13 protein-coding genes are annotated in these 13626 nt (G+C 64.0%); 4 read left to right on the top strand and 9 right to left on the bottom strand.

Annotated elements, in window-relative coordinates; translation table 11 throughout:
- Positions 1 to 2 precede the first annotated feature (2 nt).
- The 9 genes from doeA to EN851_RS17560 form a co-directional block, all read right to left on the bottom strand.
- The gene (gene doeA / locus EN851_RS17600) at positions 3 to 1181 is read right to left on the bottom strand and encodes an ectoine hydrolase DoeA (protein WP_127275879.1); all 1179 of its coding nucleotides are present in this window, start codon (positions 1179 to 1181) and stop codon (positions 3 to 5) included.
- A 138-nt stretch (positions 1182 to 1319) separates the two neighbouring features.
- Positions 1320 to 2312, bottom strand: a complete 993-nt coding sequence (locus EN851_RS17595) for a cyclodeaminase (protein WP_135929681.1) — start codon at positions 2310 to 2312, stop codon at positions 1320 to 1322.
- Positions 2309 to 3301: a hydroxyectoine utilization dehydratase EutB gene (gene eutB / locus EN851_RS17590; protein ID WP_135929680.1), complete on the bottom strand. Its 993-nt coding sequence runs from the start codon at positions 3299 to 3301 to the stop codon at positions 2309 to 2311. The genes EN851_RS17595 and eutB overlap by 4 nt, the downstream gene beginning before the upstream one ends.
- A gap of 5 nt (positions 3302 to 3306) precedes the next feature.
- Entirely contained in the window at positions 3307 to 4086 is a 780-nt protein-coding gene (gene eutA / locus EN851_RS17585) for an ectoine utilization protein EutA (protein ID WP_135929679.1), read from the bottom strand.
- 3 nt (positions 4087 to 4089) lie between these two features.
- On the bottom strand, positions 4090 to 4749 hold the full coding sequence (gene ehuD, locus EN851_RS17580; RefSeq protein ID WP_127870505.1) for an ectoine/hydroxyectoine ABC transporter permease subunit EhuD: 660 nt from the start codon (positions 4747 to 4749) through the stop codon (positions 4090 to 4092).
- Between the two features lie 34 nt (positions 4750 to 4783).
- Positions 4784 to 5443, bottom strand: a complete 660-nt coding sequence (gene ehuC / locus EN851_RS17575) for an ectoine/hydroxyectoine ABC transporter permease subunit EhuC (RefSeq protein ID WP_127870504.1) — start codon at positions 5441 to 5443, stop codon at positions 4784 to 4786.
- Positions 5444 to 5609: 166 nt separating this feature from the next.
- The gene (gene ehuB / locus EN851_RS17570; protein ID WP_127279511.1) at positions 5610 to 6461 is read right to left on the bottom strand and encodes an ectoine/hydroxyectoine ABC transporter substrate-binding protein EhuB; all 852 of its coding nucleotides are present in this window, start codon (positions 6459 to 6461) and stop codon (positions 5610 to 5612) included.
- 65 nt (positions 6462 to 6526) lie between these two features.
- Positions 6527 to 7318: an ectoine/hydroxyectoine ABC transporter ATP-binding protein EhuA gene (ehuA, locus tag EN851_RS17565; protein ID WP_127279510.1), complete on the bottom strand. Its 792-nt coding sequence runs from the start codon at positions 7316 to 7318 to the stop codon at positions 6527 to 6529.
- A 181-nt stretch (positions 7319 to 7499) separates the two neighbouring features.
- Positions 7500 to 8885 (bottom strand): PLP-dependent aminotransferase family protein, encoded by a 1386-nt coding sequence (locus EN851_RS17560; RefSeq protein ID WP_127870502.1) that lies wholly within the window; start codon positions 8883 to 8885, stop codon positions 7500 to 7502.
- Between the two features lie 83 nt (positions 8886 to 8968).
- On the opposite strand from EN851_RS17560, the gene EN851_RS17555 reads away from it, so the two are divergent.
- From EN851_RS17555 to EN851_RS17540, 4 genes are all read left to right on the top strand, one after another.
- Complete coding sequence (locus EN851_RS17555; RefSeq protein WP_127870501.1) at positions 8969 to 9460, top strand: Lrp/AsnC family transcriptional regulator; 492 nt, start codon at positions 8969 to 8971, stop codon at positions 9458 to 9460.
- Positions 9461 to 9590: 130 nt separating this feature from the next.
- Positions 9591 to 11084: an NAD-dependent succinate-semialdehyde dehydrogenase gene (locus EN851_RS17550; protein ID WP_135929678.1), complete on the top strand. Its 1494-nt coding sequence runs from the start codon at positions 9591 to 9593 to the stop codon at positions 11082 to 11084.
- A 31-nt stretch (positions 11085 to 11115) separates the two neighbouring features.
- Positions 11116 to 12495, top strand: coding sequence for an aspartate aminotransferase family protein (locus EN851_RS17545; RefSeq protein ID WP_135929677.1), 1380 nt, complete (start codon positions 11116 to 11118; stop codon positions 12493 to 12495).
- 9 nt (positions 12496 to 12504) lie between these two features.
- A complete protein-coding gene (locus EN851_RS17540; protein ID WP_135929676.1) occupies positions 12505 to 13608 on the top strand; it encodes an alcohol dehydrogenase family protein in 1104 nt (367 codons plus the stop codon).
- Positions 13609 to 13626: the final 18 nt, after the last annotated feature.

Genomic DNA, 13626 nt, shown 5'->3' with positions numbered 1-13626 from the left:
GCTCAATCCTTCACCACCAGCTTGCGCGGCACATTGGCCAGGCACTCCACACCGGTTTCGGTGATCAGGATGGACTCGGTGATCTCCAGCCCCATTGTCTCCAGCCAAAGGCCGGTCATGAAATGGAAGGTCATGCCGGGCTTGAGCTCGGTGCGGTCGCCGGGACGCAGGCTCATGGTGCGTTCGCCCCAGTCCGGCGGATAGGAAATACCGATCGGATAGCCGGTGCGGTTGTCCTTGACGATGCCGTATTTCTTCAGGACGGCAAAGAAGGCGTTGGCGATGTCCTCGCATGTGTTGCCCGGCCTGGCGGCGGCAAGACCTGCTTCCATGCCTTCCAGCGTCGCCTTCTCGGCATCGAGGAATTCCTGCGTCGGTTTGCCGAGGAAGACGGTGCGCGACAGCGGGCAGTGGTACCTGTTGTAGCAGCCGGCGATCTCGAAGAAGGTGCCCTCGCCCCGCTTCATCGGCTTGTCGTCCCAGGTCAGGTGCGGCGCCGAGGCGTCCGCGCCTGACGGCAGCAGTGGCACGATCGCGGGGTAGTCGCCGCCGATGCCGTCGACGCCGCGGGTGCCGGCATCGTAGATCTCGGCGACCAGATCGCATTTGCGCATGCCGACCTCGATCTTGTCGAAGATGCGCTGGTGCATCGCCTCGACGATGCGGGCGGCCTTGCGCATATAGTCGATCTCGGTCGGGCTCTTCACCGCGCGCTGCCAGTTGACCAGCGCGGTGGCGTCGACGAAGCGGGCGTTGGGCAGATGCTTCTGCAAAGAGGCGAAGGCGGCGGCGGAGAACCAGTAATTGTCCATCTCGACACCGACGACAAGCTTGCCCCAGCCGCGATCGCTCAGCACGCTGGACAGGAAGTCCATCGGGTGGCGTTCTGTCGACTGCACATAGTGGTCGGCATAGCCGACGATGTTGTCATGCGCGAGATAAGCAGTGCGCTTGGCGCCGTTGGCGTCCTGGCCACGGCCATACCAGACCGGCTCGCCCGACGGCGGCACGATGACCGCCTGATGCACATAGAAGGACCAGCCGTCATATCCAGTCAGCCAGGCCATGTTGGATGGATCGCTGATAACAAGGAGATCGACGCCTTTGGCTTCCATCGCCTTGCGCGTCTTGGCGAGGCGATCCGCGTATTCGCTTCGCGAGAATTTCAGGTTCGGCTGCATTTTTTGTTGGTCCTCGTTTGTTGGGCCTGGAGCCCGCTTCAACTTCGTTGAATCTGTCTCCAGGTATTGTTTTGTCGGAGCACGATCTGGTCGGAAAACCGGTTGCCACTTTTCCAGATCATGCTCCCGCGGCCAGGATCAGCTTTCGAAAATGGTTCCGGCATTGGCCGCTAGCGCGCGGTCGCGGGCGAGCGTGGCGATCGCAGTGTCCTGCACGCCGGTGCCGGTCAGGTCAGCGATGGTGATGTCGCTGGCCGAGCGCCTACCGTGTTTTTCGCCGGCGATGATCCGGCCAAGTTCGGTGACCTCGGCACCGGCTGCCATCACGCCGGCGGCGATGGCATGGTGCAGTTCGCCCAGCCGCTGCGTCTGCTTCGCGCTGTCGGCGACGTACAGATCGGCCATGCGCAGGATCGCCGGCGCAATCTCGTTCTTGTGCTCGGCGTCGGACCCCATGGCGGTGATGTGCTGGCCGGCCGAGACAAACCCGGCCTTGATCAGCGGCTCGGTCGACGGCGTGGTGGTGACGATGATGTCGGCGCCGGCGACAGCGTTGGCTGCGTCTGATACAGCGCCCACGTCGATGCTGAGCCTTTCGCGCAAGGCGGCCGCGGCCGTCTCCGCCTTGGCGGCATCGCGCGCCCAGATGCGGGCCCGCGTGATCGGCCGCACCAGCATCAGGGCTTGGAGCTGTAGCCCGGCCTGGACGCCGGCGCCGAAGATCGCGGCGACGGACGAGTCCTCTCGCGACAGGTGTTTGGCCGCGACGGCGCCGGCGGCGGCGGTGCGGACGTCGGTGAGATAGCCATTGTCGAGCAGCAAGGCGTCGACCACACCGGTCTTTGCCGAAAGCAGCACCATCATGCCGCCACCGCTTGGCAGACCGAGCTTTGGATTGTCGAAGAAGCCGGAACTGATCTTGACGGCGAAGCCGTCGATACCGGGTACATAGGCGGACTTCACGTCGACCTCGCCGCGATGCTCGGCGATGTCGAGGCGCAGGATCGGCGGCATGGCCACCGGCAATGTTGCCAGCGCGCGGAAAGCATTCTCGACGCAAGCGACGGCGTCGAGATCGAGCGTCACGATCGTGCGCAGTTCAGCTTCGGTGAGGATGGTCATCCTGCTCATGCGGCGCGCTCCGAAATCGATGGCATTTCCCCGCAGACGATCTTCCTGTGCAGTTCCATGTCGATGTTGCGGCCGGAAAGCAGAACCACCACCGGCCCCTCCGCCCTGACCTTGCCGGCGAGCAGTGCTGCGATGCCTACCGCACCTGCTCCTTCGACGATCTCGCGTTCCAGTTCATAGGCATGGCGAATGCCGGCGGCGATTTCGTCCTCACTGAGCAGGACGACATCGTCGAGCAGGTCTCGGCTCATGGCGAAGGTCAGCCGGTTGTCGAGGCCGATGCCCCCGCCGAGCGAATCCGCCAGCGTCGGCAGTTCCTCCACCAAGACGGGACGGCCCGCATCGAGGCTGGCCTTCATCGCGGCGCCGCGCGCCATCGACACGCCGATTATCTTTGTGCCGGGGCTAACGCCTTTGATTGCGGCCGCTACACCCGAGGCCAGCCCACCTCCGGAGAGTTGCACCAGCACCAGAGCGGCATCCGGGACCTGCTCGATCATCTCCAACCCGAGCGTGCCTTGCCCGGCGATGATCGCGGGATGGTCGAAGGGCGGCAGCATGACAAGCCCCTCCTCCGTCACCAGCCGCTCGACCTCCTGCTGGGCATCGTCCTGGCTGTTGCCGACAATACGGACTTCCGCGCCGAGGCGGCGGATTTCGTCCAGCTTGTTCTTGGGTACCAGTCGAGACATGCAGATCACCGCACGCATGCCCTCGAGCTTCGCCGCGTGGGCCAGCGCACGGCCATGATTGCCGGTCGATGCCGCGACGACGCCGCGCGCCCTCTCCTCGGCATCAAGCGATGCAACGGCGTTGGATGCACCGCGCAATTTGAAACTGCCGGTGGTCTGGCGATGCTCGAGCTTGAGATGAACCGGCACGCCCAGTCGTTCGGAAAGACTCCCCGAAAGCACGATCGATGTGCGCTCGACCTTGCCGGCAATTCGCTCGCGCGCGTCACGGATATCGCCAAGGGTCACTGTCGCCATGGTCGTCAGCCGCGCGGCAAGGGCAGCGTCATCAGACTGCCAAATTCAGGATGGGCCGTCTCATCGCCGCAAAGGCGCAGACAATTCCAGGCGGTCGCCTGGTTGCTGGTCACCACCGGGCGGCCGATCGCCTGTTCCATGCCGGTGACCGCGAGCGCACCGCGCAGCGCCGTGCAGGACACGAACAGCGCATCGGCCTGCGGATGCATTGCCTGGCGCGCCAGATCGACAAGGGCCGCTGGGGCAATGCGCGCCATCTCGCGGTCGTCCTCGAAGCCGAGACAGGTAAAGCCTAGGATTTCGAAGCCGCGTTCGGCGAAATAGGTCGCCATCGGCCTGGCGGTTTCCATGGTGTAGGGCGTGAGGATGCTGATCCGGCGCACGCCGAACGCGTTCAGCCCGCGCACGCCGGCCATTGTTGGCGTGACGACGGGCACGCCTGGCTTGGCGGCCTGGATCGCCGTCTCGATCTCGGCATCGCCAATCACCACCGAGGCCGACGTGCAGGAATAGCAGACGGCGTCGAGCGGCTCGTCAGGCAGGATCAAGGCCGCGCCCGCCGTCAGCGCCGGCTGCATCTTGCGCAAGTTCTCAGGCGTCGTCGGATTGGCATAGGGGATGCGCGCGACATAGACGCCGATCCGTTCGCTCGCCACCATGCGGCGAAAATCCGGCTCGGTCGTATGGTCGGTGGCCAGGATGATGAGGCCAACGCGCCGCTCCAGCGGACGCTCATCGAGCGCTGGCCGGTTGGGCACAAGCTTGATCTGGGGCAAAGGCTTCATCCGTTATCTTTCGATCTTGCCGTAGCGGCGTTCCAGCCAGCGCAGCAGCACGACCGAAATCAGGCTGATGGCAAGGAAGAAGGCGCCGACCAGCGTGATCGGCTCGAGGTAGCGATAATAGGTGTTGGCGACGCTTTTTGCCTGGTTCATCAGTTCCAGCACGGTGATCGCCGAGAGCAGCGGCGTCTCCTTGAACATGGCGATGAAGTAGTTGGCCAATGCCGGGATCATCGGCGGAATGGCCTGTGGGATGATGATGTGGGACCAGGTCTGCCGGGCGCTGAGATTGCACGCCTTGGCGGCCTCCCACTGGCCACGCGGCACATTGTCGATGCCGGCGCGGTAGACCTCCGCCGTGTAGGTGCCGTAGTGCAGCCCGAGCCCGATGACGCCGGCGACCAGCGGCGGCAGCAGAATACCGATGTCGGGCAGCACATAGAAGATGAAATAGAGCTGCACCAGGAGCGGTGTGCCGCGGATGAATTCGGCCACCCAACCGACAGTGCGCGACACCGCCTTGTTGGGCGAGCGGCGCGCCAGCGCGATGCCCAACCCGACGATCGCCGCCAGCACCGAACCGAGCAACGTCGCCAGGATGGTGATCTTCACCCCCTGGATCAACGTCGGCAGGATCTGCCGGACAAAATCCCAATCCCAATCCATCAGCGGACCCAATTCATCAGGAATGCGCTGGTCATCAGACGCGCACTCCGTCGAGGCCGCGCGCCATGCGGCGTTCCAGCGAGCGCACACCCCACGAGATGAGCAACGCCAGGATGAAATAGATGACGAGAATGGTGGTGAATGGCACCATAGTGTTGCCGGTCTGGGCGCGCACCACCTGCGCCTGGAAGGTCAGGTCGGCGAGCGAGATCAGCGAGACGACCGATGTCGCCTTGAGCAGCTCGATCGCATTGTTGCCGAAGGTCGGCAGCATCACCAGAAACGCTTGCGGCAGGATGACATGGCGCATGCCTTGCCAGCGGCCCAGATTGAGCGCGATGCAGGCCTCATGCTGTTCGCCGCCGATCGATTGCACGGCGCCGCGCACCACCTCCGCGGCATAGGCGCCGACATTCAAGCCCAGCGCCAAGACGCCGGCCTGCAGCGGGGTCAGCTCGAAACCCACCAGCGGCAACACGAAATAGGCGAAAAACAGCTGCACGAAGATCGAGGTGCCACGGAAGAATTCGATATAGGCCGTTGCCAGGGCCCGCAGCACGAAGAAGCGCGACAGGCGCCCCATGCCAGCGAGAAAGGCCATGATCAGGGCAAGCACCGACCCCATCAGCGTCAGCTCGATGGTGACAAGCGCTCCCTGCAATATCAGGCCGAAATAGCCGGACCACTGGGTCATCTGGGTTCCAACGTTGGCGGTTAGCTTCCTTCTCCCCGTTCAACGGGGAGAAGATGCCGGCAGGCAGATGAGGGGCAGTGCCAGCGTAAGCAAAGCTTGTGCTGCCCCTCATCCGGCCCTTCGGGCCACCTTCTCCCCGTTCACGGGGAGAAGGAAAAAGGAAGCGCTACTTCGCGGCGCAGAGCTTGTCGCGTGTGGTCGACATCGCCGCCGCCGCGGAGAAACCGTAGGGCTCGATGATCTTGGCGAACTCGCCCGACTTCTTCATCTTGGCGAGTTCGACGTCGAAGGCGTCGCGCATCGCCTCGTCGCCCTTCTTGAAGGCGGCGCCGTCGCAATAGACCGGCGCACCCTGCACCGGAGCGATGACTTCGAGGTTCGGATCGGCGGCCTTCTTCATCAGATCATTGATCGAGAGCACGGGCAGCGAATAGGCGTCGATACGGCCGTCCTGCACCATCTTCAGGCCGCTCTGGCCGTCCGGCACGACGATGACACGTTCACGCGGCACGCCGGCGTTGAGCGCCAGCTTCTCCTCGGTGCCGCCGCCCGGCGCGCCTATGGTGGCGGACGTGTCCTTGGCGACATCCTCGTAGCTCTTGAAGCCTTTCGGATTGCCTTTCTTCACCAGCATCGCCTCGGCGTCGCACAGAACCGGCTCCGAATAGGCAACCGCCGCGCAGCGCTCCGGCTTCATGAACAGGCCGGCGGTGACGACGTCGAAGCGGCCGGCCTGCAAGCCGGGGATCATGGCGCCGTATTCCGAGATCGAGGCGACGACGTCGGCGACGCCGAGCCGCTTGAAGATTTCGCGCGCCACATCGGGCGCGGCACCCGAAACCTTGCCGTCGGCGGCGACCGCCGTATAGGGCGGCTCATTGGCGATGGCCAGGCGGGCGAAGCCCTGCGACTTTAGCTGCTCGAGCTTGCTGTCGTCGGCCGACCCCGGGATCGAGGCGGCCAGCACGGCCGAAAGTGCGAGACCGGCGACGCCGGCCAAAATGCCAAGTTTCTTCATTGTTCCCAACTCCTTGTTTCTCTTCTTGGTTTGCCTGTGGGCGGTTCGCACGCCCCGCATGGCGGTCAGACACGGTGTCCGGCCGCGATGATCTTCTTCAGGAACCCTTGCGTGCGTTCCTGCTTGGGATTGCGGAAAATCTCGTCGGGCTTGCCTTCCTCGACTATTCGGCCACGATCGAAGAACAGCACCCGGTCGGCGAAGTCGTGGGCGAAACCCATCTCGTGGGTGACCAGCAGCATGGTCATGTCGGTCTCGGCGCAGAGCCGCCACAAGACGTTGAGCACTTCCTCGACCAATTCCGGGTCGAGCGCCGATGTCACCTCGTCGAACAGCATGATCTTCGGCTGCAAAGCGAGCGCGCGGGCGATCGCCACGCGCTGTTTCTGGCCGCCTGATAGCTGCGCCGGCATCGCCTTGGCCTTGTCGGCCATGCCGACCATGTCGAGCAGTTCCATCGCGCGTTTTTCGGCGGCGGCGCGCGGTGTGCCCTTGGTCAGCATCGGGGCCAGCGTCACATTGTCGATGACGCTCTTGTGCGGAAACAGGTTGAACAGCTGGAAGACCATGCCGGTCTTCTGGCGCATTTTTGCCAGATGCCGCTCGTCGGCCGGCAGCAGCTGGCCGTTGCGCTCCATGTGGTAGAGCTGCTCGCCGTCGATCTGGATGTGGCCGCCGTCGATGCGCTCCAGCGTCATCAGGATGCGCAGGATCGTGGTCTTGCCCGAGCCAGAGGGGCCGATCAGCGCCAGCTTCTCGCGCGGCATGACCTGCATGGACAAGCCGTCCAGCACCTTGAAGGCGCCGAAGCTCTTCGAGATGGCGTCGACCTTGATGATGGGCGCGGTTGCGGACAAATGAATTTCCCCGTGCTGGAGAAGCCTGTGCCCTTAACGATGGGGAACACGCCAAATCATGTCAATTGGTAAAATAATATCATGACAATTATTCTGATTACGCACATTTTCCGGTCAATCGCAGCTGGCTTTTTGGGCATGCCGTTGCCCCAGAACCACCTGGCGATAGTGGGTGGCGCGCTCAGATTGCGAGCAGCAAATGCTCCGGATCGCCAAGCAAGAGCTTGGTGACAACGCCGAGACCGGCGCGCAGTTCCCCTTCGGTGGTCGAACCCAGCGAGATGCGCACTGCCGGATGCCAGGGCGCATCCGATATGCGGAACGAGGTGCCCGGGGCTATGGCCACGCCTTGCAACCGAGCCTGGGCGACAAAGCTCTCCTCGGAACGGTCGGCCGGCAGTTGCAGCCAGATATGCAATCCGTCGCGACGGGCACGGTAGTCGACGCCGGCCAGTACCTCGCCAGCGATATCCTGCCGGCGACGCAACGCCGCGCGCTGCCAGCGCACCAGCTCCATCGCGGTGCCGTCGGTTACCCATTTGGTGGCGATCTCGGCCACCATTGGTGTCGCCATCCAGTTCGAGACGAGATGCCGGTTGGCGACGGCCGCAACGTAACGGTCGGGCGCGGCGAGATAACCTATGCGCAGGCCGGGCACGGTGATCTTGGTGAAGGAGGTGACGTAGAGCGTCCGCTCCGGCGCGAAAGCAGCGACCGGCGGCGGTCGATCCTCGACCAGGGGACCGAGCACATCGTTCTCGATGATGGCGATGTCATGCTTGCGCGCCACCGCCGCGATCTGCTCACGGCGCGCCCCATCCATGAGCGTTGCCGTGGGATTGATCACCGAAGGCTGCACGAATACGGCGCGGATATCGGACAGCCGGCAAGCCTCGTCCAGCGCTTCCGGAATCAGGCCGTTTTCGTCGATCGGCAGGCCTTCGAGGTTGAAACCGAGATAGCGGGCGAGCGGCACCAGCGTGTGATGGCCTATCGCCTCGGTGGCAACGGTGGAGCCCGGTGGCGCGACGCTCATCAGCGCCACCGTCATGCCGGCGGTGGCGCCATTGGTCAGGCTGATGTTCTGCGCGGAGGCTTCGAGGCCGCACAGTTTCAGCCATTCGACCGCCACGGCGCGGTGGCGCGGGAACACCATGTTTGGCCGGAACGACAGTGCCGAACTCGACGGCAGGTTTTCGGCAAGCCAGCCCAGCGCCTGCTTCATCCGCTCCAGGTGCATCGGCTCGCAGACCGGTTTCAGGATCGAGAGGTCGATGACCTCACCGAGGCGCTCGGGCAGATAGGGCGGGTCCGGCTCGCGGCGCTGTGTCTGGACGAAGCTGCCGCGCCCGATCTCGCCCGAAATCAGGCCGCGGCGGATCAATTCCTCATAGGCCCGGCTGACCGTTTGCACCGAGAGCTTGAGATCGTCCGCCAGCCGGCGATGCGTCGGCAGCCTCGCGCCATTGGCCAGGCGTCCGTCATGGATGGCGCGCGCAAACTGGTCGGCCAATGATTGATAGGCTGGCCGGCGGATAAGCGCGGGATCGGGTTGCCACAATGTCATGACTTATTAGAGATCGAAATCAGTGCAATTGACAATCGAAATAATGCCCCCTCATGGTACGATGGACGAAAAAGTGGGCGCTGATGACTGCTGCGAAACTCGACCCGATCGATCTCAAAATCCTCGACGCCATCCAGCGTGACGGACGCATCACCAAGCTGGCGCTGGCCGAGCAGGTCGGGCTGTCGCCGACGCCGTGCTGGATGCGGCTGCGCAAGCTGGAAAAAGCCGGCATCGTCTCGGGCTATCACGCCCGCATCGCCATGCGCGTCGTGGCGCCTGTCGCCACAGTGCTGATGGAGGTGACGCTGGCCAGCCACCGTCAGGCCGATTTCGACCGCTTCGAGCGCGTCATCCGCGATATCCCCGAGATCGTCGCCTGCTGGTCGGTGGGTGGCGGCGTTGACTATGTGCTGAAGGTGATGGCGCGCGACATCGACGCCTATCAGCGGCTGGTCGACGGCTTGCTCGATCGCGAGATCGGCATCGACCGCTACTTCACCTACATCGTCATCAAGACGGTGAAGGATGATATCGCGCTGCCCATTGCGGACCTGTTGCCGGCATCGGCATAGCGCCGGAGAAACGGGCTGCCCTCACGGCGCAATAGAGAGATTCTCTCTCTGATCAGGCGCCCAAACAGTCTCTCTGTCTGCCGGCGAAGGATAGTCTCCCCGCATCAGACCGAACCGGGAGGCTTCGACCATGTCCGCGCATTTCGCCCGCTCGCATCGCCACGACGCGCTCGACCGGCTCGCCGACCGCCGGTTGCTGCGCGAACTCGCCTACGTCGACGGCCATTGGACGGCGAGCGACGCGGCCGAGAGTTTCGAGGTGACCGATCCGGCAACCGGCACCACCGTCGCCTTCGTCGCAGCACTCGACAGCCGTCAGACGACAAAGGCCATCGACGCCGCGGCGCGCGCCTTTCCGGCCTGGCGGACGCTGTTGCCGCAGGAGCGCTCGAAAATCCTGCGAAAATGGTTCGAGCTGATCATCGCCGCCAAGGCTGATCTGGCTCTGCTGATGACGCTTGAGCAGGGCAAGCCGCTCAAAGAGTCGCTCGGCGAAATCGACTACGCCGCCTCCTTCATCGAATGGTATGCGGAGGAAGCGAAGCGCCTCAACGCCGAGAGCGTCACCAGCCATCTGCCGAACGCGGAAATGATGGTGCGGCGCGAACCGCTCGGTGTCGTCGGCGTGGTCACGCCGTGGAATTTTCCGTCGGCCATGTTGACCCGCAAGGCGGCGGCGGCGCTTGCCGCCGGCTGCACCATCGTCGCGCATCCCTCCTCGGAGACGCCACTTTCGGCGCTGGCGCTGGCCGAACTCGGCGAGCGCGCCGGGTTGCCGGCCGGCGTCTTCAACATCGTCACAGGCAAGGCCGCGACGATCGTTGGACGCATGTGCGAAGATCCGCGCGTGCGGGCCATGAGTTTTACGGGCTCGACCGAGATCGGCCGGCTGATCGCCGCGCAAAGTGCGCCGACGATGAAGCGGCTGGTCATGGAACTCGGCGGCCACGCGCCGCTGATCGTCTTTGCCGATGCCGATATCGACAAAGCGGTGACCATTGCCGTCGACGCCAAATTCGCCACATCAGGCCAGGATTGCCTCGCCGCCAACCGCATCTATGTCCAGCGTCCGCTCTACGACCGCTTCTGCGCCGCATTTGCCAAGCGCATAGACGCGCTGCGGACCGGCAATGGCCTCGGCGATGACATCGACATCGGGCCGCTAATGCATGAGCGTGCCGTCAAGAAGGTCGAAGAGCAGGTCGCTGACGCCATGGCTCTTGGCGCGCGCTGCCTTGCCGGCTGCAAGCGGCATCAGGCCGGGCCGCTGTTCTACCAGCCGACACTGCTCGCCGACGTCGCCGACGAAGCGCTGATCATGCGCGAGGAGACCTTTGGTCCGGTCGCCGCCGTCACATCCTTCGACGACGAGGACGAGGTGATCGCCCGCGCCAATGCGACCGAATATGGCCTCGTCGCCTATGTCGTGACCGAGAATGGCGCGCGTCAGCAGCGCATGGGTCGCGCGCTCGACTATGGCATGGTCGCCATCAACCGTGTGAAGATCACCGGCGCGCCGATCCCCTTCGGCGGCGTCAAGCAGTCCGGCATCGGCCGCGAAGGCTCGCGCCACGGCTTGGAGGCCTTCACTGATCTCAAATATCTATGCCTCGACGTGGCGTAGGCCACACTGGAATTTTCAAGGAGTAAAAAAAATGCTCGACCAGTCCAACGAACTCGCCGCCTGGGATCGCGACCATTTCTTCCATCCCTCGACCCATATGGGCACGCACGCTCGCGGTGAATCGCCGACAAGGATCATGGCCGGCGGCGAAGGCGTCACCGTCTGGGACAACAACGGCAGGAAGAGCATCGATGCCTTCGCCGGCCTCTATTGCGTCAATGTCGGCTATGGCCGCCAGAAGATCGCTGACGCCATCGCCACGCAGGCAAAGAACCTCGCCTATTACCACGCCTATGTCGGGCACGGCACCGAGGCCTCGATCACATTGGCGAAGATGATCATCGACCGCGCGCCGAAGGGCATGTCGAGGGTCTATTTCGGCCTGTCCGGTTCGGATGCCAACGAAACCAACATCAAGCTGATCTGGTACTACAACAATGTGCTGGGCCGGCCGGAGAAGAAGAAGATCATCTCGCGCTGGCGCGGCTATCACGGCTCGGGCGTGATGACGGGATCGCTGACGGGGCTGGACCTCTTCCACAATGCCTTCGACCTGCCCCGCGCGCCGATCCTGCACACCGAGGCGCCCTATTATTTCCGCCGCGCCGACCGCTCGATGAGCGAGGAACAGTTCTCGCAGCATTGCGCCGACAAGCTGGAGGAGATGATCCTCGCCGAAGGGCCTGAAACCGTCGCCGCCTTCATCGGCGAGCCAATCCTCGGCACTGGCGGCATCGTGCCGCCGCCCGCTGGCTATTGGCAGAAAATCCAGGCCGTGCTGAAAAAGTACGACGTGCTCTTGGTCGCCGACGAGGTGGTGACGGGCTTCGGCCGGTTGGGCACCATGTTCGGCTCCGACCATTACGGCATCAAGCCTGACCTGATCACCATCGCCAAGGGCCTGACCTCGGCCTATGCGCCGCTGTCGGGCGTCATCGTCGCCGACAAGATGTGGCAGGTCCTGGTGCAGGGTTCGGACAAGCTCGGTTCGCTTGGCCATGGCTGGACCTATTCGGCGCATCCGATCTGCGTCGCAGCCGGCGTCGCCAATCTCGAACTGATCGATGAGATGGACCTGGTGCGGAATGCCGGCGAGACCGGCGCTTATTTCCGTGCCGAACTGGCCAAGGCCGTCGGCGGCCACAAACACGTCGGCGAGGTGCGCGGCGACGGTATGCTGGCGGCGGTGGAATTCGTCAGGGATCGCGACGACCGTGTCTTCTTCGATCCTTCGCTCAAGATCGGACCGCAGGTCGCCACGGCCCTTGCCGCCAGCGGCGTCATCGGCCGCGCCATGCCGCAGGGCGACATACTTGGCTTCGCGCCGCCGCTGTGCCTGACCCGCGAGGAGGCCGACATCGTGGTGGCCAAGACCGCCGATGCCGTGAACAGCGTATTCGCCAATCTCTGAGACCGACCCATGAATGCCATGACCAAAACCCTCCCCGCCACCATGGCCGCCGTGCTGCTCACCGGGCATGGCGGACCTGAAAAACTCGTCTACCGCACCGATGTCAAAGTGCCTGCCCCCGCTTCAGGTGAAGTGCTCATAAGGGTCAGCGCTTGCGGGATGAACAACACCGATGTCTGGGTGCGCCAGGGCGCCTATGGTACCGAGGAGGATGCGGGCGCGGTGTCGACCTGGCGAAGGCAGGGCAATACGCTGACCTTCCCGCGCATCCAGGGCACCGACACTGTCGGCACCATCGCCGCCGTCGGCGAAGGTGTATCACCGGACCGTATCGGCGAACGGGTGATGGTCGATTTCTCCATCTACAACCGCGACGACGATTCACTCGCCGACATCGACTATATGGGCCACGGCCGCGATGGCGGTTATGCCGAGTATCAGGCTGTGCCAGCTGACAACGCGCATGTCGTCGACACGGAGATGAGCGACGTCGAACTCGCCACCTTCTGCTGCGCTTATCTCACCGGCGAACAGATGCTGGAACGCGCCGGCTTGAAGGCTGGCGAGCGCGTGCTGGTCACGGGCGCCTCGGGCGGCGTCGGTTCCGGCATCGTGCAACTGGCGCGGGCGCGTGGCGCCATTCCCTATGCGGTCGCCGGCAAGGGCAAGGAACAGGCCGTACTCGACATCGGCGCCGAGGCGGTCATCACCCGTGGCGTCGCGGACCTGCCGCAAGCCGTGACCGAAGCGACCGGCGGCCAGCCGATCGACGTGGTCGCCGATCTCGTCGGCGGCGCGATCTTCAACGACCTGCTGCGCATCCTGCGACCCGAGGGCCGCTATACCACGGCCGGCGCGATTGCAGGCCCGGTCGTCCAGCTCGACCTCAGGACCATGTATCTCAAGCAGTTGCAACTGCATGGCTCGAGCCAGGGCACGCGCGCCGATTTCCGCCGCATCGTTCGCTACATCGAGGAGGGCAAGATCAGACCGTTGGTCGGTGGCGTCTACAAGCTCTCCGATTTCCACCACGCGCAGGCCGATTTCGTCGCAAAGGATTTTGTCGGCAAGCTGGTGGTGGTGCCGGACGCTGTCGCGGAGCGATCGGCGTAATCGCAAAATCCTGGTCCC

Source organism: Mesorhizobium sp. M8A.F.Ca.ET.208.01.1.1 (genome assembly GCF_004791315.1).
Taxonomy (GTDB): domain Bacteria; phylum Pseudomonadota; class Alphaproteobacteria; order Rhizobiales; family Rhizobiaceae; genus Mesorhizobium.
The sequence above is the reverse complement of the archived record's forward strand: the minus strand, read 5'-3'. Positions and strand labels throughout refer to the sequence as shown.